General features: G+C 65.8%; 19 protein-coding genes and 1 tRNA gene. 9 read left to right on the top strand and 11 right to left on the bottom strand.

Annotation, left to right across the window (positions count from 1 at the left end; all coding sequences use genetic code 11):
- The first annotated feature begins 211 nt into the window (after nucleotides 1-211).
- Nucleotides 212-949, top strand: coding sequence for a VIT1/CCC1 transporter family protein (locus F8O07_RS04775; RefSeq protein ID WP_158030977.1), 738 nt, complete (start codon nucleotides 212-214; stop codon nucleotides 947-949).
- On the opposite strand, the gene F8O07_RS04770 is transcribed toward F8O07_RS04775, so the two are convergent.
- Nucleotides 927-1,892, bottom strand: a complete 966-nt coding sequence (locus F8O07_RS04770; RefSeq protein ID WP_225733183.1) for a 3-methyladenine DNA glycosylase — start codon at nucleotides 1,890-1,892, stop codon at nucleotides 927-929. The genes F8O07_RS04775 and F8O07_RS04770 overlap by 23 nt on opposite strands.
- A 116-nt stretch (nucleotides 1,893-2,008) precedes the next feature.
- Between F8O07_RS04770 and F8O07_RS04765 the strand changes: the two genes are divergently transcribed.
- Nucleotides 2,009-2,080, top strand: a tRNA-Gln gene (locus F8O07_RS04765).
- A 133-nt stretch (nucleotides 2,081-2,213) separates the two neighbouring features.
- Here F8O07_RS04765 and F8O07_RS04760 read toward each other — a convergent pair.
- From F8O07_RS04760 to folP, 5 genes are all read right to left on the bottom strand, one after another.
- Nucleotides 2,214-3,434: a winged helix DNA-binding domain-containing protein gene (locus tag F8O07_RS04760; protein ID WP_158030976.1), complete on the bottom strand. Its 1,221-nt coding sequence runs from the start codon at nucleotides 3,432-3,434 to the stop codon at nucleotides 2,214-2,216.
- Nucleotides 3,435-3,484: 50 nt separating this feature from the next.
- On the bottom strand, nucleotides 3,485-4,510 hold the full coding sequence (cyoE, locus tag F8O07_RS04755) for a heme o synthase (RefSeq protein WP_158030975.1): 1,026 nt from the start codon (nucleotides 4,508-4,510) through the stop codon (nucleotides 3,485-3,487).
- Nucleotides 4,511-4,641: 131 nt separating this feature from the next.
- Nucleotides 4,642-5,754 (bottom strand): hypothetical protein, encoded by a 1,113-nt coding sequence (locus F8O07_RS04750; RefSeq protein WP_158030974.1) that lies wholly within the window; start codon nucleotides 5,752-5,754, stop codon nucleotides 4,642-4,644.
- Nucleotides 5,755-5,782: 28 nt separating this feature from the next.
- Nucleotides 5,783-6,538, bottom strand: coding sequence for a dihydrofolate reductase family protein (locus tag F8O07_RS04745; RefSeq protein ID WP_158030973.1), 756 nt, complete (start codon nucleotides 6,536-6,538; stop codon nucleotides 5,783-5,785).
- A 32-nt stretch (nucleotides 6,539-6,570) separates the two neighbouring features.
- Nucleotides 6,571-7,482 (bottom strand): dihydropteroate synthase, encoded by a 912-nt coding sequence (folP, locus tag F8O07_RS04740; RefSeq protein ID WP_158031797.1) that lies wholly within the window; start codon nucleotides 7,480-7,482, stop codon nucleotides 6,571-6,573.
- Between the two features lie 259 nt (nucleotides 7,483-7,741).
- On the opposite strand from folP, the gene F8O07_RS04735 reads away from it, so the two are divergent.
- Nucleotides 7,742-9,103 (top strand): MFS transporter, encoded by a 1,362-nt coding sequence (locus F8O07_RS04735; protein ID WP_225733182.1) that lies wholly within the window; start codon nucleotides 7,742-7,744, stop codon nucleotides 9,101-9,103.
- A gap of 24 nt (nucleotides 9,104-9,127) precedes the next feature.
- Nucleotides 9,128-9,826 carry a VIT1/CCC1 transporter family protein gene (locus F8O07_RS04730; protein WP_158030971.1) on the top strand — a complete coding sequence of 233 codons (699 nt, stop codon included), beginning with the start codon at nucleotides 9,128-9,130 and terminating at the stop codon, nucleotides 9,824-9,826.
- Here the strand turns inward: F8O07_RS04730 and F8O07_RS04725 are convergent.
- Entirely contained in the window at nucleotides 9,791-10,777 is a 987-nt protein-coding gene (locus F8O07_RS04725) for a DMT family transporter (protein WP_158030970.1), read from the bottom strand. The two genes, F8O07_RS04730 and F8O07_RS04725, sit on opposite strands and share 36 nt — an antisense overlap.
- 54 nt (nucleotides 10,778-10,831) lie before the next feature.
- Here F8O07_RS04725 and F8O07_RS04720 point away from each other — a divergent pair, with 54 nt between their 5' ends.
- Nucleotides 10,832-12,064 carry a DUF2075 domain-containing protein gene (locus F8O07_RS04720; protein WP_158030969.1) on the top strand — a complete coding sequence of 411 codons (1,233 nt, stop codon included), beginning with the start codon at nucleotides 10,832-10,834 and terminating at the stop codon, nucleotides 12,062-12,064.
- A 34-nt stretch (nucleotides 12,065-12,098) separates the two neighbouring features.
- Here F8O07_RS04720 and F8O07_RS04715 read toward each other — a convergent pair whose 3' ends face one another.
- Together F8O07_RS04715 and F8O07_RS04710 are read right to left on the bottom strand one after the other, a co-directional pair.
- On the bottom strand, nucleotides 12,099-13,643 hold the full coding sequence (locus F8O07_RS04715; RefSeq protein WP_158030968.1) for an MFS transporter: 1,545 nt from the start codon (nucleotides 13,641-13,643) through the stop codon (nucleotides 12,099-12,101).
- Nucleotides 13,644-13,986: 343 nt separating this feature from the next.
- Nucleotides 13,987-14,736 carry a sulfite exporter TauE/SafE family protein gene (locus F8O07_RS04710; protein ID WP_158030967.1) on the bottom strand — a complete coding sequence of 250 codons (750 nt, stop codon included), beginning with the start codon at nucleotides 14,734-14,736 and terminating at the stop codon, nucleotides 13,987-13,989.
- Between the two features lie 75 nt (nucleotides 14,737-14,811).
- On the opposite strand from F8O07_RS04710, the gene F8O07_RS04705 reads away from it, so the two are divergent.
- From F8O07_RS04705 to F8O07_RS04695, 3 genes are all read left to right on the top strand, one after another.
- The gene (locus tag F8O07_RS04705; protein ID WP_158030966.1) at nucleotides 14,812-15,165 is read left to right on the top strand and encodes a metallopeptidase family protein; all 354 of its coding nucleotides are present in this window, start codon (nucleotides 14,812-14,814) and stop codon (nucleotides 15,163-15,165) included.
- Nucleotides 15,146-15,757, top strand: coding sequence for a DNA-3-methyladenine glycosylase I (locus tag F8O07_RS04700; RefSeq protein ID WP_158030965.1), 612 nt, complete (start codon nucleotides 15,146-15,148; stop codon nucleotides 15,755-15,757). Before F8O07_RS04705 ends, F8O07_RS04700 begins: the two co-directional genes overlap by 20 nt.
- 91 nt (nucleotides 15,758-15,848) lie before the next feature.
- A complete protein-coding gene (locus F8O07_RS04695) occupies nucleotides 15,849-16,802 on the top strand; it encodes an alpha/beta hydrolase (RefSeq protein WP_158030964.1) in 954 nt (317 codons plus the stop codon).
- An 81-nt stretch (nucleotides 16,803-16,883) separates the two neighbouring features.
- Here F8O07_RS04695 and F8O07_RS04690 read toward each other — a convergent pair whose 3' ends face one another.
- Nucleotides 16,884-17,336 (bottom strand): Lrp/AsnC family transcriptional regulator, encoded by a 453-nt coding sequence (locus F8O07_RS04690; RefSeq protein WP_158030963.1) that lies wholly within the window; start codon nucleotides 17,334-17,336, stop codon nucleotides 16,884-16,886.
- An 82-nt stretch (nucleotides 17,337-17,418) separates the two neighbouring features.
- On the opposite strand from F8O07_RS04690, the gene F8O07_RS04685 reads away from it, so the two are divergent.
- Nucleotides 17,419-18,141, top strand: coding sequence for a LysE family translocator (locus tag F8O07_RS04685; RefSeq protein WP_158030962.1), 723 nt, complete (start codon nucleotides 17,419-17,421; stop codon nucleotides 18,139-18,141).
- Between the two features lie 362 nt (nucleotides 18,142-18,503).
- Here the strand turns inward: F8O07_RS04685 and F8O07_RS04680 are convergent, their stop codons facing one another.
- Entirely contained in the window at nucleotides 18,504-19,901 is a 1,398-nt protein-coding gene (locus tag F8O07_RS04680) for an NAD-dependent succinate-semialdehyde dehydrogenase (protein ID WP_225733181.1), read from the bottom strand.
- Between the last annotated feature and the right edge of the window lie 152 nt (nucleotides 19,902-20,053).

Below are 20,053 nucleotides of genomic sequence, written 5' to 3'. Positions count from 1 at the left end.
CCAGTCTGTCGCCCTCCACCCTAGCCGCACCACCGCACCGACGTCAGGATTCGACGTTGCAGATCGATAAAGTTCTCACCGCCGAACACCCAGATGACGGTGGTGTTGACCCGATCTCTCGTTCTACTGTGGCCTTCAGACGCGGCGATGGCACCCATTGCGAGCAGCATCCGCACCCAGAAGACCAGTTCTCACGAGGAGGCCTGACTCCATGTCAGCAGCGGCAACGGTGATCGATCCGACCAATCCGCACACCTACGACCACACACACGCGAATGTGAGCGGCGGCTGGCTGCGTGCCTCGGTCTTCGGTGCGATGGATGGCCTGGTCTCGAACATCGGACTGATCACCGGCATCGGCGCAGCCGGTGCCTCGAACCACGTGGTGCTGCTGACCGGCATCTCGGGCCTGCTGGCCGGTGCGTTCTCGATGGCTCTCGGGGAGTTCACCTCGGTGCGCAGCCAGAACGAGCAGCTGGACAAAGAGATTGCCATCGAGGTGGCCGCACAGAAGCGCAACCCGGTCGGCGAGCAGGCCGAACTCGCACGTGAGTTCCAGCAGATGGGCATGAGCGAGCAGACCGCACACACCGCCGCCGCCGAGATTCACAGCACGTCGGTCTCGACCCGCACTGTGCACGTGCATCTCATGCAGGAGCTCGGCATCGACCCGGATGATCGCCCGTCACCCGTCGCCGCGGGCCTGCTCTCGTTCCTGTTCTTCTCAATGGGAGCGATCGTGCCGATTCTGCCCTACCTCTTCGGCATCGGCTCGCTCATGACCGGCCTGATCGCCGGCTGCATCGGCCTGCTGCTCGCCGGCGGCATCGCCGCCAAGGTCTCAGGGCGCAACTGGTTCAGAGGGGCGGCACGCCAGCTGTTGCTCGGCCTCATCGCCGTGGCCGTGACCTACGCCGTCGGCATGCTCATCGGCGTCGACGCGCACTGATCGACTCCCCCGGCCCGGATGCTGCAGGCGGGCTCGCCACAGCATCCGCCGACGCCGCCTGCCGCGCCCGCGCGATCGCCTGCAGCATGCGCTCTCGCAGCACGTTGGCTCGTGACGCGAAGCTCTGCTGTCGCACGGCGAACTCCCGCCGCCCCTGCTGCGTCTCTATGCGCACCGGTTCGAGGCCGAAACGACGCACGTCATAGGGCGATGCCTGCATATCGAGATCTCGCACCTCGCGAGCGAGTTCGAATGTGTCGATCAGCAGCTCGCCGGGAATGATCGGGCCCAGCTTCATGGCCCATTTGTAGAGATCCATGTTCGCGTGCAGACAGCCCGGCTGTTCGAGTTCCGTCTGCGTCTCGCGCGTCGGCTGCAGTGCGTTCAGCGGTCGGGCGACGGGTGTGAAGAAGCGGAAGGCGTCGAAGTGCGTGCACTCGATGCGGCTCGACTCGACCACGGCATCGGTACCGGCATGACCCAAGCGCAGCGGCAGCTTCGTGTGCCGCTCCTGCCCGTCGCGCATGCCATAGACCATCGCCCACTCGTGCAGGCAGGAGCATCCCAGCTTGGCGCGGCGTGCAGCGGTGCGGCGCAGCAGGCCTTCGACGAAGCCGACCGTGCTTGCGCGTTCGGTGAGAAAGGCACCCGCATCGACAAGCACGTCGGCCTCGTCGGTCGCGTACCAGCGCCACTGGGCACGCGGTTCGGCGGATGCCCCTTCGAGTCTGATGCCTGCGCCAGGGTGCCAGCGCCGCAGCAGCGCAGGCCGATACGAGTAGTAGGTGAAGAGGAAGTCTTCGACCTCGTTGGCCTCGCCCGTCTGCCGGCGCTTGCGCCAGCCAGCGGTGAGCTGATCTGCGCGCTGCCGGTGTCGAGCCTCGCGCACCCGCCACTGTTTGACCGAGAGGCGCTCGAAAACTGCAGGCTGGGTCGTGGTCACTCCCCCATCGTAAGGCGCTGAGCAGCACCTCTTCGAGCCCGAGTTGTGTTCTGGATGAGAATGTCCTATCGTTGACTCTCGGTTCGCAAACGTGCACACGGATGCGCAACTGCCCTTGGGGTATGGTGTAATTGGCAACACGACGGTTTCTGGTACCGTTATTCTTGGTTCGAGTCCAGGTACCCCAGCACTAGAGATATCAAGGCAGAATCGGGTTTCATCCGTTCACGCCCACCAGCTGTCAGCCTTTCTTGCAGCCTTTCCTCTCGCAGATGCTCAAATGCCGCAGCCTATTCGGCCCCCCCTCTCGGCACACTTCCGCTATCGCTCCGCCAAGTCGCTTCCCGCGCTGAAACGTCCGTAGGCCTGCATCGAGTGCTTGAGCGCTGCCGAACCACGCGTGCTCATCTTCTCGCCAGCGAACAGGCTGACTTCAGCGGTCTTGGTCTTCCACACACCACGGATGCGACCGTCACTCAGTACGGTGGGCTGCCCCAGACCGTTCTTCGACATGACCAGCGGCCCGAACTTCGGGTCGAGCACGGCCGAACGGTCCTTGTAGCCGAGCAGAAGCTCGTCGAAGGCAGGCAGCGCCAAGATCACCGCGCGAGCATCAGTTCCAGTGCGCCCCGTCGTCCCGTCTTCGCCCAGCGCTCTCTGCAGCTGCCTCTCGGTCGCCCACAGCCCCTCGTCATTGGGGCCGACGCATTCCACGAGCGGCTGACCCGCATCGTCTGACGCGGCGAGGTGCAACGCCCTGCCGCTCTCTCGCACGGTCAGAGCCGTCCACCAGCTGAGATCTGCTGCAGTCGCAGGGCCATGACCGGCAATGTAGCGCCGGGCGAGCTCGGCCAACGCCTCGTCTCCTTCGTGCACCCGCGGCGAGACGATCCACTCGTCGGCCAGCACCAGATCGAGATCACGCCCGTTGTCGCTCATCGGCCCGAACACCACTTCGCCGAGCTGATTGAGCGCCCACACCAGGTGGTACGACCAGCCCGCTCGCATCTCGACCCCGGCATCCTGCCAGACCTGTATCAGGGCATCTCGATGCAGCCGCCGCCCGCCTGCCAGAGCCTGGCGCGTGATCTCACGCACCTGATCGACGACGGCGAGATCGAGGTGCAAACGCGCACGGCGCTTGGGCCAGTCTTTGAGCACGCGGTGGTTCGTGGCCTGCTGCATCCAGCCGATGTCTGCCGCCGCCACGAGGTGCACGGTCGAGCGCATCGGCCAAGAGCGCACGATCAGCCCCTGGTCGAAAGCCGCCTGAATCGTCTGGGCTGCAGCCCCCGTTCGAAGAGCCAGGGCCCATTGAGCGGCGAAGAAGTTCTGCCCCTGCAACGCGAGCAGATGCTCAGCAGCCTCGAGAACGTCATCTGCGCTCGCGGCGCAAGCCGTGGATGTGCCTTGTGCAGCCGCCGTCTCTGCCGACGCAGACGCGCTGCATGGCGAATGCATCGGTTCATCAGCGGCCGCATCGAGCAGCTGCGCAGAGATCCGGGCTGCTGCGATCTGCGACGTGCTGAGTGCGATGGCCATGGCATCACTCTATTCGCCGCGCAGATCTGCCGCTGCGAGGGCCGATACGGCTACGGCAGCCAGGGATCGAGACCGAGCATGATGCACAGCGCCATGATCGACACGAGTGAGAACCCGAACATGCGGTGCGACCATGCGATCTTGTCTGAGGTCGTGAAGCCGAGCGCGCCGATCGCGATCCACACGACGCCGAGCAGCCCCAACACGCTGGTGGTGGTCAGGCTGGCGAATCCGAGCACGCCGAGCAGCACCACGCTGGCAACGTACAGCACTGTGTAGACGAAGATGTGCACGATGGTCGTCGGCACGCCCTTCACCACGGTGATCACAGGAACGCCTGCGGCCGCGTACTCCTCGCGCCGATAGATCGCAATCGAGTAGAACTCGGGCATCTGCCAGAAGAACAGCGCGAGAAAGACCAGTACGGCCCCAGCATCCACACGCCCTGTGGCCCCCACATAGCCCGCGAGAATGGGCACCGCGCCCGAAACCGACCCGACCAGAGTGCCGTGATACGACATGCGCTTCGAGGTCGCTCCATAGAGCCAGACGTAGCAGACGAAGCCGAACACTCCGAGGCCGAGCACCAGCGGCGTCGACCAGAGGCCCAGCACCGCAGCGCCGAGCAGCCCCAGCACGATCGAGAAGATCGTCGCTCTTCTGGCCTGCACTCCCCCGGTGACGGTCGCCCGCTTCTTGGTGCGTTCCATGCGCTGATCGATGTCGCGATCAAGCACGTTGTTGAGCACGGTCGCCGAGCCGACGATCAGCGTCGTGCCGACCGTGACGATCACGAGTGAGAAGAAATCGACGCCGTTCTGACTGCCGAAGAGAAAGCCTGCGACGGCGCTCAGCACGTTCGCATAGAGCACCCCTGGCTTGGTCAGCGAGTAATAGCGCGCGATCACATCGCGCAGCGACTCCCCGGCATGCCGAGAGGCGATCGCGGCATCGGTGCCGGGACGAGCCGCAGGTGTCGGCGAAGGCTGCGCAGCGGCGGCCTGTTCCGAGGTGCTCCGGTGACCTCCCGACGACGTCTGGGCGTCGTCGGCCGCACGCTCGGATGACACACTCATGCCCTTATACCTCGTTCGCTCTCACCCTCGACAACGAGAAGTCGAAGGCAGACATTCCAAAGTTGTAGGCTAACACGCTCGTGTCGTCTCTCCGATCACACAGCCGATCGAGGCGACGCGGCGAGCACCCGCTACCGGGGTGACGGCGAAGCGCTCTCGTGCGCAGACGCGGAACCGCCTGACGACTGCATCGGGTAGGACCTCCCCTCGACGGTGGCGTCAAGAGTGTAGGCGCCTCCGTGCTTCGCGAACACCTGCTCGATGGCAGCGATCGTCTGCTGCCAGAATTCGTCGGCGTCAAGACCTCTCACCCCCGTCTGCCCGTCGCTGGAGTAGAACTCGAAGCGGCACTCTGTCGCCGGCTCTGTTGTCTGCCCGGTCGCCGGCTTCGACGCCTGCCCTGACGTCAGCGTGCACGACGGGCGCCGAACGATGCCCGCTGGCAGCCCCTCGAGCACGGCGTCAAGGTCGCCGAAGAGCTGCACGTAGCCGTCATTCCACAGGCCGGGCTCGTCTGCTCTGATGCCTGCGATCCGGCCCTCTTGCTGATACGTCGCGTACCCCGGGCGCATCACGGTGATGGCGGCATCTCGCACATCGACGTGCTGCAGCTGCAATGCGCTGAAGGTCGATGTCAGCTGCGAAACAGCCTGACCGAGCGTGTCGGCGCGCAGCGTCTGACTGAAATCTGCAACGGGCCGATCGCTGCGATATCGCGATGAGTGCAGACGCGAAAGATCAACTCTGGCCTCTGGCCGCCCGCTCATCGTCTGCACAAGCTCACGCATGCCGGCCTCGTCGACCTCGAGCGGCAGCGAGAACCTCATGCTCGAATCGACGTCACCGAGTTCGACCGAGAGACTGCCGTACATGACGTCGTGCAGCGACGAGTCATCGATCGCCTGCTGCACTTGGGCGACTGCCTGCTGCGTCTGCTCAGGTGTCGCCGTCGAGTCGAAGGCAAGGTCGACCTGAAGACTGCTGCCTGAGTCGATGCCCGAGTTGAACCTCACATCGCTCTTCTCTCTGTTGACGCCCGGCAGCCCGGTGATCAGCTGGTCGATGCTTCGGGCGTCGTTGACTCGTTGCTGCCCGACGCACCCGCTGAGAGCGAGCACCGTGCACAGCAGTGCGCCCAGCACGGCGGTGCGCCGGCTGCGACGCCGCCACGTCATCGTGCGTGTGTCGGGTGCCTCGCTGTGGTCGCGCTCTGCTGTCGGCGGATGCTCTGGTCGCGTCGGCATGATGGCCTCCTGTCGATCGATTGCGAGGTCAGTCTCGGGCCCGGCGATATCTGAGCAGCAGCAGATCGTCTGAACGCAGAGCGTCGCAGAGACGAAAGCGCCGGGAGAACTCTGCGACGCCGTGCGTCAGACGCGGGCCGTCGCCGCCGACGACGAGGGCGTCGAGCGACAGACACAGTTCGGTGACCGCATCGGCGTCGAAAAGCGCCGATGCCAGATGAGGGCCGCCCTCGCACAGCACATCGCAGAGACTCCGTGCGCGCAGCGCGGCGACGAGCCGCGTCATATCGATCTCTGTCTCGCCCACGACGACGACCTCGGCCACCTCGGCGAGCGCAGCGCGACGATCGGCGTCGGCACTCGCCAGCGTGAAGACGATCGGTCGGGTCGGCGCGCTCACGAAGACGTCACTGCCCGGGTCGAGATCGGCCCGGCCCGAGACCAGTGCGAAGGCAGGATGCCGAGACAGGCCGTGTGCCTCGCGCCACGCGGCCGAGGCGTCGTCGACGCGCATCGCCCCGTAGCCTTCGTCACGTGCGGTGCCGGCACCGAGCAGAACCACGTGCGCCCGGCGACGCAGCAGGTCGAAGACCCGGTGGTCGGCCTCGCCGCCCAGCGGGCCTGAGACGCCCCCGACCGTGACCGCGCCGTCGAGGCTGCTCACGAAGTTCAGTCGGATGCGCACGCCGTCACCGGCTGGCCAGGCGTAGCGCCGCAGCAGGTCGTCGTCGCTCAGCGATGTCGCCGCATCGCTCGTCGTGATGAGTTCGGTGATCTCGCTCATGCTTCGACCCTACCGGCAGCAGGTGACAGAGCTCAGATGTTGTGCCGCTCGTAGGCCGGTTCGCGCCACCCGAGCACGGCTTCGACGAGCCGCATCGCATCGACCGACTCCCGCGCGGCGTGCATGCGCACGATGCGGGCTCCCTGCATCGCACAGATCGTCGCCGCGGCGAGCGACCCGGCCAGCCGGTCGGGCTTGTCCCGATCGAGTGTCTCGCCGATGAAGTCTTTGTTCGACACCGCCGCGAGCGCGGGCAGACCGATCTCGGCGATCTCTGCGAAGCGACGGGTGAGCTCGAGCGTCTGCCGGGTGCTCTTGTTGAGGTCGTGCCCGGGGTCGATCACGATGCGCTCGATCGGCACGCCGAGTTCGACCGCCCGGTCGACGCGATGGCGCAGAAAAGTCGTCACCTCGGCCACGACGTCGTCGTAGTGCGGATGCGGAAACGGCGTGCGAGGCTGGGCCAGACTGTGCGTGATCACGAGCGTCGCATCGCTGTCGGCGACCACTCGTGCGACGTCGGGATCGTGCAGCCCGGTGGTGTCGTTGACCACCGCCGCACCGGCCTCGATGCACGCTTCGGCCACTTCGTGCCGAAAGGTGTCGACCGAGATCACCACGTCGCTGCTCTGCGCCACCGCCTGAACCACGGGCAGCACCCGTGCGACCTCGTCGTCTGCCGGCAGCTCTGGCCCGGGGGCGAACTTGACCCCGCCGATGTCGACCCAGTCGGCACCGGCCCGCGCCGCATCCATCGCCGCCTCGACGGCCGCATCGAGTGCGAAGGTGCGCCCCTCGTCGAAGAACGAGTCGGGTGTGCGGTTGACGATCGCCATCACCGCGATCTGGCGAGAGAAATCGAAGCTGCGCCGACCGATGGTGCGACGAGGGTGCTGCAGCGGGGGCAGATAGAGGTGACCCGAAGTCGGTTCGCTGATGCGCATGCGCCCATTGTCTCGCAGACGTCTGCCCGACGACAGCGCACCGGAGGCTGCGGCGCGTTCGGCCGGGTGTATAGTCATGGCCATGCAGTTCTCGCGCAGCGCTTGGTGGTGGCCGTCCTTCCGACGGCACTGACCCGCGCACCGCGCACACATTCAGGCCGCCGATCGAGCGGCCTTTCGCATCTGTGCGATTCTCTCTCATCGGCGGCACGGCCCCGAATCCGATCAGAAGATCGGCCCCATGCACAGAGAGATCACAGTGAATCAGCGAACAACCCACGAGCCATCACCGAAGCTGCACCTGCCCGATGACCCGCCTGCCGCGACGCAGCCTCGTCACGGCCTGCTCGGTCGCCTCGCCCTCGCCTCGGGAGTCGGCACGGCACTCGAGTTCTACGACTTCGCGCTCTACGCCACAGCCACCTCGCTGGTGTTCAACAAGGTGTTCTTCGTCGTCGACGACCCGTGGTTCGGGGCGTTCCTCGGGTTCGTGACCTTTGCGGTCGGGTTCTTGATGGCGCCGATCGGCGCGCTGCTCTTCGGTCACTTCGGCGACCGGCTGGGCCGCCGAAACACCCTGATCGCCACGTTCACCCTGATGGGTGCTGCGACGTTTCTCATGGGTGTGCTGCCGAGCCACGCGACGATCGGCATCGCGGCCCCGCTGCTGCTGCTCTTTCTGCGTCTCGTGCACGGCATCGCCCGCGGCGGCGAGGTCAGCGGTGCGGCACTCATCGCGATCGAGCACGCACCGAAGGGCAGGCGCGGCCTGTACGGCAGCTTCGTGACCTTGGGGTCGCCCATCGGCGCAGGGCTTGCGAACCTGTCATTTCTGCTGATTCTGCTGCTGCCGCAGGATGTCGTGGTGTCGTGGGCATGGAGAATCCCGTTCCTGCTCGGCGGCCTCGTGCTCGTCGTCGGCCTGGTCACGCGTCTGCACGTCGACGAGACGCCCGTGTTCAAACAGCTGCAGAGCGAACGCAAAGTCGCGAAACGGCCCATCGCCGAGACGCTGAGGCACAGCTGGGGTCGCGTGCTCGGAGCGGCGGGCGTGATGTTCGGCTTCAACGCGTTTCAGTATGTGCTCTTCACCTTTCTGCTCTCGTTCGGCACCGAGCCGGTCGCCCAGCACGGGCTCGGCCTCGAGCGCAGCGTGCTGGTGACCGGCACGCTGTTCGGCTGCCTCGGGCACGCCGTGACGATTCTGCTCAGCAGCGTGATCTCTGACCGGGTTGGCCGCAAGCCGGTGATCCTGACCGGAGCGGTGCTGCTCGCGCTCTACGCCTTTCCCATGTTCTCGCTGTTCACCGCTGGTTCGTCGGCTGACGCCGCCATGGCGATCGTGATCGGATTCGTCATCGCCGGCATCATGTTCGGCCCGATGCTCACCTGGTTCTCACAGCTGTTCGCACCGGCGCAGCGCTACACAGGCATCGGCCTGGGCTTTCAGATCGGCGCGGCGCTCGGTGGCGGCTTCTCCCCGCTGATCGCGAACCGGCTCTTGGTCGCGACCGGCACCACCGTCTCGATCTCGATCTTTCTCGTGGCGGCGATGGCGCTGAGTCTGGTCTGTCTGATCGCCCTGCCCGAACGCCACCGTGAGGTTCCCGTCGATGCCTGAGGCAGTGGGAATAGAATCGCTGTCATGATCCGTCTCGTTCTGAAGGGCGCACGGCCGGTGGGGCACACCGACGCCGAAGAGATTCGACGTCTGGCCGTCAGCGCCACCGACGGCATCGTCGCTGCAGCCGGCATCGCTCAGGGTCTCAACGTGACCGATCAGCCGCAGGATGTGATCATGGTCGCACTGGTCGGCAGCGTCGTGGCGGGCGGTCTCGGCGCCGCGAGCGCGATGTATCACGAATACGCTTGGGAGCGCGACGCGATTCGTGCGGCTCTGCACAAAGAGCGGCTGGAGCACGAGCTGCATCCCGAAGCCGAGCTGCAGGAGCTCGCCGCGATCTACGAGGAGCGCGGGCTCGAACCAGCGCTCGCCAGACGTGTCGCCGAGCAGCTGAGTCGTGACGATCCAGTGCGTGCGCATGTGCGCGAAGAGCTGGGCTTCACCGAAGACGACCTGCATCTGAGCCCGCTGCGCATGAGCATCACCGGCGGTCTGGCCTTCGTCGTCGGGGCGTTCGTCCCGCTGCTGTCGGTGCTGCTCGTGCCCGACCAGGCGCACACGGTCGTCACGTTCGCCTCAGTGGTCATCGCGCTGCTCGTCACCTCTGCGGTGGTGGCCCGCAGTGGGCATGCCAGCGTGCTGCACACAGTCGTTCGCACGCTGGCCATCGGCGTCGTCGCGATGTCACTTTCGATGATCGGCGGCACCGTCATCGACTGAGGGCTGGGCCGTCTGGGCCGTCTGGGCTGTCTGGGCTGTCTGGGCTGTCTGGGCGAGCGTGCCACGACGGGCCGCGGCGAAGCTGGTGATCACGACACCGGCGATGATGAGGATGCCGCCCAGCGCAGCCGAGACGGTGAGCGGCTGGCCGAGGGCGAGACCGATCAGCACGACGAACACCGTGATCAGGTTGAGGTAGATCGCCGCCGTCGACGAAGGCACCACGCTCACAGCGCTGTTCCAGAGCAGGTACGACGCGACCGAGGGCAGCAGCGCGATCACGATCAGCCCCCACAGTGTGCCAGGCGCCTCCAGTGGAAGCCCGGCCTGCTGCACCACGGCGAAGGGGCCGAGCATCACGCAGACCAGCACGGCCTGCACCGCGGTCGACGTGATCGGCCGCACGCCGGGCACGCGCCCGTAGATCGTGTAGAGACTCCACACCAGAATGGCTCCCAGCATGATGAGCTGCCCGACGTTGAAGTCGAGCCCGGCGAGCGTCTGCCAGCTACCGCGAGTGAGCACCACGACCACGCCCACCAGGCTCAGCCCGATGCCTAAGACACCGGCCTTCGACACCCGCTGCCCGACCAGCACCACAGACAGCAGCACCATGAGCGCCGGGTTCGCCGCATTCACCAGCGACGCGCCGACCGGAGTGGTGAAGTGCAGCGCGGCATAGAGCAGCAGGTTGTAGCCGACCAGCCCCAGCAGGGCGAGCACGACCAGCCGTGGCAGCGCACGCACCACCGCTCGCCAGTCGGGGTGCTCGATGAGCTGGGCCAGTATCAGCAGAGGCACGGCGGCGATCGCCCAGCGCCAGAAAGTGAGCCCGACCGCCGACATGCCCTGCAGTACGAAGGCGCTCAGCTGATAGTGCACCGCCCAGAACAGGGTGGCTCCGATCATGGCTGCCGAGGCACGCAGGCTGCGTGCGGTCTGTGAGGTCATAGCGGCACTGTACTCGTTCGACGCCGATGCGGCACGGGGCTACACTCACCCACTGTGACTCCCTCTTCTCTGCTGGCTCCGCTCGACGACGACCAGCAGCGGCTCTTCGACCGCATCATCGCTTTCACCGATCGCTGCCTGTCGACGTCGCAGCGTCCCGCAGTGTTCCTCGTGCAGGGCGCTGCCGGCACCGGCAAGAGCGTGCTGCTCTCACACCTGCTGATCGCGCTGACCGAACGCGCCCGCTCTGCGCAGGCGCCTGCCCCGCTGGCACACGGGCGCATCCGCATGCTCGTCAATCATGCCGAGATGTGGCGACGCTACCGCGAGCTCGCCGAGCGCACTCCTGTGCTGCGGAAAGCCCAAGTGCTGCGGCCGACGCCCTTCATCAACGCTGCGGCCCGCGACGAAGCGAAGCAGGCCGACGTCGCTTTGGTCGATGAGGCACATCTGCTGCTCACCCGCCCCGATCCGTACACCCGTTTTCACGGGAGCAACCAGCTCGCCGATATCATCGCAGCGAGCCACGTCACCATCGTGGTCTACGACGACGCTCAGGTGCTGCGCATGCGCGCACAGTGGACGCCGAAGCTGCTCGACGAGGTGATCGGCCGTGCCGCCGTCGAACGCGGCGAGCTGAAACGCCAGCACCGCATGGGAGCCTCACTGGCGGTACGCGACTGGATCGACCGCACGGTCTCGGGGCAAGCACCCGTCGAACCGCCGCCCGCAGGCGACGGCGACTTCGGCATCCGTGTCTTTGACGACGCCGGGGCGCTCTACCGTGCGATCCGCAGCCACGATGGCGAGGGCTCAGCCCGCATGCTCTCGACCTATGACTACCCGTACACGCTCGATGGCGGCGATCACTTCATCGATGAGCCGGGCCTGCACATTCGCTGGGATCGCTACCGCCCAGATGAGCCGGAGCCCTGGACGACACGAGCCGACACCGTCGATGAGGTCGGCTCGGTCTACACGGTGCAGGGCCTCGATCTCGACTGGGCCGGCGTGCTGCTCGGCCCGTCTGTGGCGCTGTCGTCAGACGGGCGTCTGCGGATGCTGCCCGAGCGCTACGAAGATCGCGCAGCCCTGAACGGGGTGACCGCGCTGCGTGCCCGAGGCTGGTCTGATGGCGACGTCGAGCAGGCTCGCGAACGCATTCTGCGAGATGCCCTGCTCACACTGCTCACGCGTGCGCGGCGAGGGCTGGGCCTCTACGCGCACGATCAGGCCCTGGCAGCGGCGCTCGGGGCTCGGCCGCGTGCCAGGGTCGAACGGCTCTGATCACGCACCGGTAGGCGCGGCGGCCGGGTTCAGATCAGCTCTGAGAGGTCTTCTCGTGCGAAGCTGATCCGTCGACGACCTGCAGGGGCATCGTGCGGGTGTCGATGTACGGGTTCTCTTTCTGGTCTCGCACCAGGCGTCGTGCCTCGGCCTCGGTCTCGACCGTCGGCATGGAGCCCAGCAGCGGGCGCTTCGCGCTTTCACGCATGCAGAGCATCGCGATGCCGCCGAGCAGGCCGAAGAACATGATGTAGAACGCTGGCATGTAGTGGTTGCCGGTCAGCGCGATGAGCCCCTGCGAGAACACCGGGGTGGTGCCGCCGAAGAGCGCCACGGCGACGTTGTACGAGATGGCCATCGCGCCGAAGCGTGAGGCGGTCGGAAAGAGTGCCGGCAGCGTGGCCGCAGAGATCGCGACGTAGAACGCGACGGGAATCGCGACCAGGACGAGCGCGCCCTGAATAGCCCAGAAAGTGCCCACGTGCATGAGCATGAATGCGGGCACCATCAGCACCAGCGTCGAGATCACGGCCATGCCATAGACCGGTCGGCGACCGATGCGATCTGAGAGACGACCGATCAGGGGAAGGCACAGCGACATGACCACGAGCACGGGAACGGTCGCAGCCGCGGCCATCGTCGGGGTGGTTCCCACCTCGGTCTCCAGGTAGGAGGGCATATAGCTGGTCAGCGCGTAGCCTGCGGTGTTGGTCGCCGCGACGATCGCGATGCCGATCAGCACCTCGCGCCAGTAGTTGCGCATGATGCCGACGATGCCCAGCCGCTGGAACATGGGATCGTTGGTCGTCGATTCGCTCTCTTGCGACTGCTCGTCTTCGAAGTGCGGCGTCTCGGGAATCCTCGTGCGCAGATAGATCGCGACGGCTCCCAGCGGAATCGCGACGAGATACGGAATGCGCCAGCCGCCGTTGACCATGGCCTGCTCACCCCACGCCGATTCGGCGATGACCGTGGTGATCGCGACCGTGGCCGCGCCTGCGGCGAACCCCAGGTACGAACCGACGTCAAGCCACGAGGCGAAGTACCCCCGTCGTTTGTCTGGCGAGAACTCCGAGACGTAGGTGGTCGCACCTGCGTATTCGCCGCCGGTCGAGAAGCCCTGCACCATTTTCAGCAGGTACAGCGGCACCGTCGCCCACAGGCCGATCTGCGCCGCGGTGGGCAGCAGACCGATCAGAGCGGTGGCCAGAGCCATCATGCCCATCGTGATGAAAAGCACCTTCTGACGACCGATGCGGTCGCCCAGCGGCCCGAGCACGAGCCCACCGAGGGGGCGAACCAGAAAGCTCACGGCGAAGCCCAAGAGCATGATGATCAGACCGGTCTGCTGAGGCAGCCCCTCGGTGAAGACGTGCGTCATCACGACGGCCAGATAGCCGTATATGCCGAAGTCGAACCATTCCATGAAGTTACCGACCACAGTGCCGCCGATAGCCTGTTTCATCGGCCGTTTCTCGACGATCACCACGTCGTCTTTGCGCAGCGGTCGCCTTCTCACCTGCTGCTGAGCGGGCTCGTTTGAGCCCTGATTCTGCGAAGTACTGTCTTTCGTCTGCATCTCGACCTCTGTTCGTATCGTGAACGCGGGAACGGAACGGCATCGCGAACGTGGCCCGGATGATCGCTCACCCAGACATCTGCCCTGAGGATCTCTCAGCGCAGCACGGACATCTTGCACAGCCCTGCCAGCCGCGCATCGGGCGCGGGGCTTGGGCTACGGTGCCGCGGAACAGTCATCTCGACCGTCTTCCGCCGCCTGTCGACAGGGCGCTGACGCAGCTCTTCACGGGTCACTAGGACCCGACCGTTACAGGCAATAACGCACGAGTATACCAGATGGGTGTCTTTCGCCTTCGTGCCGTGGTGTTGTCACATATCTGCAGTCACAACGGAGGGCCCGCTCAGATCTGCACCCCGAAGATGTCGAGCAGCCCGCGCACCAGCGTGACCACACCGCCCGCGTAGCTGATCACGAGCACGGCCATCCGCGCCGCGCCCGCCGGCACTCTCTTCGCCACCAGGCTGCCGCAGGTCACCCCGAGCACCAACGTCACGAAGATGCCGATCCAGACCAGCGCCGGCAGGCTGACCAGACGCCCAGGGTCGATCAGAAACTTCACCAGGAACGAGGCGACGCCGGTCATCATGAAGAACGGCTGCAGCGTCGCAGAGAACGACTTCTGCGGCCACTTCGAGAGCACCGCATAGACCGTCATCGCCGGGCCACCGATGCCCGCCGCCGAGTTCATCGCACCGGCCGCGAACCCGCTGCCGGCGATCCAGCTCGGCCCCGCCGCGACGAACGAGGTGCGACCGATCAGCTGCGAGACGGTCAGCGCGATGATCAGCGTCGCGCCGATGATCGCTTCGAGCCACTCCCCCGGCAGCGCGTGCGCGAGCATACCTCCGGCCACGATGCCGAGCAGCGTCGTGGGCACGAAGCCGATGAACCGCCGCCAGTCGACGTCTCGCCAGACGCGGCTGAGCACCAGCGAGGCAGAGACGATAGCCGCGAGGTTGAGAATCATGACCCCGCTGTACGGGCCCAAGAGCAGCACTATGAAGGGCGACACGACCAGCCCGAAGCCCAGGCCGGTGATGCGTTGGGCGAACGAGCCGATGAAGACGAGAATGAGCAGCGCTGCGATCACCGGGGCAGGCTACCTCCTGCGACCCTGTTCTCCTACTTCACAGCGACAGATGTCGGCGATCGCTATGATGACCTCATGCCGATCGAGATGGACGAATCCCGCTTCGCCGAGCTGGTCGACGACGTCTTCGACGAGATTCCGCAACAGGTCATCGACGAGCTCGACAACGTGGTCTTCGTCATCGAGAACCGGCCCGCCGACGGATCGCTCGACCTGCTCGGCGAGTACGACGGCCTCGCGCTGACCGAGCGAGATGACTACGGCATGGTCGATCTGCCCGACCGCATCGTGCTGTATCGCGAGTCGCTGCTCGACGTCGTCGACGACGAGCAGGCCCTCGTCGAACAGGTGCACATCACCCTGATGCACGAGATTGCGCACTACTTCGGCATCGACGAAGAGAAGCTGCATGGGCTTGGCTGGGGCTGAGCTCGTCGTCGGCTCCGATGGTCGGGCACGCCCGCCGTGGGCGGCCACAGACCCACTGCTGCGCGACTACTACGACACCGAGTGGGGTCTGCCCGTCACTGATGAGCGCGGCGTCTTCGAGCGGCTCAGTCTCGAGGCGTTCCAGGCCGGCCTGTCGTGGCGCACGATCCTCGCCCGGCGACCGGGTTTTCGGGCCGCCTTCGCCGACTTCGAAGTGGATGCCGTGGCCGCCTTCGACGAATCGGACGTCGCACGTCTGCTGGCCGACGAGCGCATCATCCGCCAGCGCCGCAAGATCGAGGCGACCGTACGCAACGCGCGCGCAGCCGCCGCCATGCGCGACACCGGTGGGCTGGCGGCGTTCGTCTGGTCGTTCCGCCCATCGACGTGGGATGCGCCGCTCGCGCTGCATGACATCCCCACGCAGACCGCCGAGTCACGCGCACTGGCCGACGGGCTGCGAGCGCAGGGGTTCTCGTTCGTCGGCCCCACGACCATGTTCGCCCTGATGGAGGCCATCGGCATCGTCGACACGCACCTGCCCGGGGCGCACCGGCCGGTCGCCGCAGGTGAGGCTCTCGGGCCTCGATGAGACATCGCAAGATCGACACGCGACAAGCCGACACAGATCTGGAACGATAGAGACACCCATCCATCACAGTCGCTGGAGAGGAAGTGGTCTCATGACCTGGACGATCAACCCGGAGTTTCGCGCCTTTCTGGAACGAGACGATTTGTATTCGAAGGTGCGCCCGGCCAAGCTGCCCGTCGGCGACATCGAGGGGCGCAGGCGACGTGCGGCGCTGCGTCTCGGCTTCGTGACCGACCCGGCGCGCACGCCCGAAGTGGTCACTCGCGACTACCCGATTCCGACGCCAGACGGCCACAAACTGCGCGCCAGGCTGTACCTGCCGCTCGACTGGACTCCCGGCCCGCTCGGCCTCTTTCTGCACGGCGGCGGCTGGTTCGTCGGCACGCTCGATCAGGTCGACGCCTCGATCGCCGACTACGTGGCCCGCTCAGGGGTCGCGCTGCTGGCGCCCGAGTACCGTCTCGCACCCGAGCATCCGCACCCCACACCGCTCGAAGACGCCTACAGCACGCTGACCTGGGTGTTCGAGCATCTCGACGAGCTCGATGCCGACCCTCGCCGCATCTTCGTCATGGGCGACAGCGCCGGAGGCGGCATGGCCGCAGGTCTGACCCTGCTCAGCCGCGACCGTGGCGGTCCCTCCCCTGCAGCCCAGATTCTGATCGCGCCGATGCTCGACGACCGAACGGTGCTCTCAGACCCGCTGCTCGACGAGCACGTCACCTGGACGTACAACGACAACATCACCGCTTGGCAGGCGCTGCTCGGAGATCAGGCTGCAGCCGACGAGCCCGCCTCGGTCTATGCGACACCGGTGCGCGCCGACGACCTCTCGGGCCTGCCCGACACCTTCATCGACACCAGCACGCTCGACATCTTCCGCGACGAAGACATCGCCTTCGCGAGCCGGCTGCTGCAGGCCGGTGTGCAGACCGAGCTGCATGTGTATCCCGGAGTGCCGCACAGATGGGATCGCATCGCCCCTGAGATCGAGATCTCTCGTCAGGCGATTCTCGCCCGCATCCGCGCGATGCACGCGATCTGATCGACGGGACGCACGCGAGCGGCAGACGGATGCCGCGCGCGGGCGTCGCTCGGCATCCGTGATCGCAGCGGTCTCGGAGGCCTACAGCGCGATCGGCCGACTCACCACGACCGAACGCATGACGAGAGTCGAACGGATGCGCTCGATGCCGGGGATGACCGAGATGCGCTGATCATAGAGCTCTTGGTAGTCGGCCAGAGTTCGCGTGAGCACCCTGACCAGAAAGTCTGGTTCGCCGAAAAGCCGTTGGCACTCGATGATTTCGTCGATATCTGCCAACGACCGTTCTATTGATGCCATGGTCCCGGCATCGCTGCGACTCACCGTGATGAAGAGCAGCGCCTGGAACTCGAGTCCGGCCTTTCGCGGGTCGATGCTGGCGTGATAGCCGGTGATGATCCCGGTTCGTTCGAGCTGACGCACACGCCGCAGACACGGCGAGACGCTCAGCTGCACCTTTTCGGCAAGCTCGGTGACGGTCTGCCGACCATCTTTCTGAAGCTGCGCAAGAATCTTCCGGTCAATTGCATCCATACGCAAGATCTTATTCATAGTGACGCTTTCGGCAACCAGACTTGGCACCACATGCGAAAGCTGTGCACATACCATTCACTCTATGGATACCGCATTGCTTCCGGCGTTCTTCGCCGTGAGTCTCATCGTCATCATCACCCCGGGTGCAGACTGGGCGTACATCCTCTCGCATGCACGCGGCACGCGTGAGGCGATGGCCTCGATCGGCGGGCTCCTGATCGGTTATGCCGGCCACACGATCCTTGCGACCGCCGGCCTCACTGTCGCACTGGCGCTGCTGCCCGGTGCGCTCACGACCCTCACCTTCGTGGGTGCGGCCTATCTCTGCTGGCTCGGGGTGCAGTCCCTGCGGCGTCCCAGCGGCTTCGCACTGTCGGCTCCGGCACAGGCGACTCCAGTGCAGGCGCAGGCGATCTCGACGACGACAGGCGCGATGCCCGTGGTGACCAGGTCGATCACGCTGCCGGTGCTGCCTGCCCCGCCGGAGCATCCGCTCGGACGCGTCGTCGCCAAGGGCGCCGGCGTCAGCGGACTCAACCCCAAAGTCGTGCTGCTGTATCTGTCGATTCTGCCGCAGTTCATCAGCCCTGACGCCGCATGGTCGCTGAGTGCGCAGACGGCGATGCTGGGCGGCGTTCACGTGCTGGCCACGATGTGCTTCTACACGCTGCTGGCGCTCACCGCAGTGCGCGTGCTGGACCGGCATCCCGGCGTCTTCAAGCCGATCTCGATCGTCTCGGGCATTCTGATGCTCTGCTTCGGGGTGGCGCTGATCGCAGACCAAGTCGTGACGCTGCTGCGCTGAGCGATTGAGGGGTTCTTGTGCCGCCAAACCGCTGCACCTGACGTCTTTGGCTCTCACCCCTGTGGCGATCGCACGGCACCGGCACCGATCGCACGGCACCTGCAGCGATCGCTCCAAAACCTCGGATTTCGAGCGATCGGTGACCACTCCGAGCGAACCGTGACGGGGCAGGACATACTAACCGTGTCGGAGCAGAGCACGCGCAGCACCCACCCGCAGAGCGCAAGCGAGCCCCGGCGCCAGAAGTTGGGCCGAGGCTCGCTGCAGTCGCTACGCTGTCAGCGCGACTGCACGCTGAGATCAGAAAGACGCGCGCTGACCGATCAGCGCAACGCCTGCTCTGACCAGCATGCACAGACCGATCAGAACGGCGTGTTGATGTCCTGCACGTCGATCAGCTTCTTGTTCACGAACTCGTCGAAGCCGAGATCGATCAGCTCGTTGCCGAAGCCCGAGCGCTTGATGCCGCCGAACGGGATGTCTGCGAACACACCGGTGGGATGGTTCACGAACACCATGCCCGTGTCGATGCGCTTGGCCACCTCGACGCCACGCGCCTCGTCAGCGGTGAACACCGAGCCACCGAGACCGTAGGGCGAGTCGTTGGCGATGCGCACTGCGTCGTCTTCGTCCTTCGCACGGTAGAACGTGGCCACCGGGCCGAAGAGCTCCTGGTGGTAGGCCGGGTTCTCCGGGGTCACGCCGGTGAGCACGGCCGGCTGGTAGTAGGCGCCCTGAGCCGGGATCGGCGCGCCGACCTCGACCTTGGTGGCACCGGCTGCAACGGCGCCGTCGACCTGTGCGGTCAGCATCTCCTTGGCACGCTGTGACGACAGCGGAGCCATCGTCGTCTCCGGATCCTTCGGATCGCCGGGCTTGATCGTCGCATTGGCCTCGGCGATGTACTTCTCAAGGAACTCGTCGTAGAGAGCATCCACGACGATGATGCGCTTGGCCGACACGCAGACCTGCCCTGCGTTCCAGTTGCGGCCGCGCACGGCGAGGTGCACAGCCTTGTCGAGGTCGGCGTCGTCGAGCACGATGAATGCGTCAGAGCCGCCGAGTTCCAGGGTCGCCTTCTTCATGGCTGCGCCCGCGACGGATGCGACGGCCGAGCCCGCCCGCTCGCTGCCGGTGAGTGCGACGCCGACGACTCGGTCGTCTTCGAGCACGAGCTTGGTGTGCTCATGCGTGGCGAACACGTTGGCGAACACCCCTTCAGGCGCACCGGCCTCGCGGAACAGATCGTCGAACGCCTGCGCAGCCTGCGGCACGATCTCGGCATGCTTGAGAATCACGGTGTTACCCGCGGCGATCTGCGGCGCCGCTGCGCGTGCGATCTGGTAGTACGGGAAGTTCCAGGGCTCGATCAGGTAGACCACGCCGAGAGGCTGGGTCACGAGCTGTGCCTTGCCCTCTGCGGGGTCGGCGACGGGGAGCACGCGCGGTGCGAGCAGCTCGTCGATGTGATCGGCGAAGTACTGCAGAATGTCAGCCGACAGATCGACCTCGCCCAGTGCCTCTGCGGTCAGCTTGCCCATCTCAAGGGTGAGGATGTCGGCGTACTTCTGCTTGTCAGCGCGCAGCAGATCGGCTGCTTTGGCAAGCACCGCCGCACGATCGGCAAGCGGAGTGTTTCGCCAGTCAAGGAAGGCATCGTGTGCCTTGGCGACCTTGTCGAGGATCTCCTCGTCAGTCGCGTTCGGGAAAGTAGCCACGACTTCGTTCGTGGCCGGGTTCACAGTCTGATACTGCAGCATGGATCTCCTTGGTCCGGTTTCGCGTGGCGTTCGCCGCACCGATCGAGGCACTCCTCTATCGGCCCCGAGAATCCTGACTGCTGATCGCGGTGCGGCACTTCGACGCCACATCGCGTGAGTGGGGCGACGTCTTGAGCGTCGACCCGAAGACC

It is taken from the genome of Pseudoclavibacter sp. CFCC 13796 (assembly GCF_008831185.1).
In the GTDB taxonomy this organism is placed as follows: domain Bacteria; phylum Actinomycetota; class Actinomycetes; order Actinomycetales; family Microbacteriaceae; genus Pseudoclavibacter_A.
Note: the sequence above shows the minus strand (reverse complement) of the source record. Positions and strands in the feature narration are given on the sequence as shown.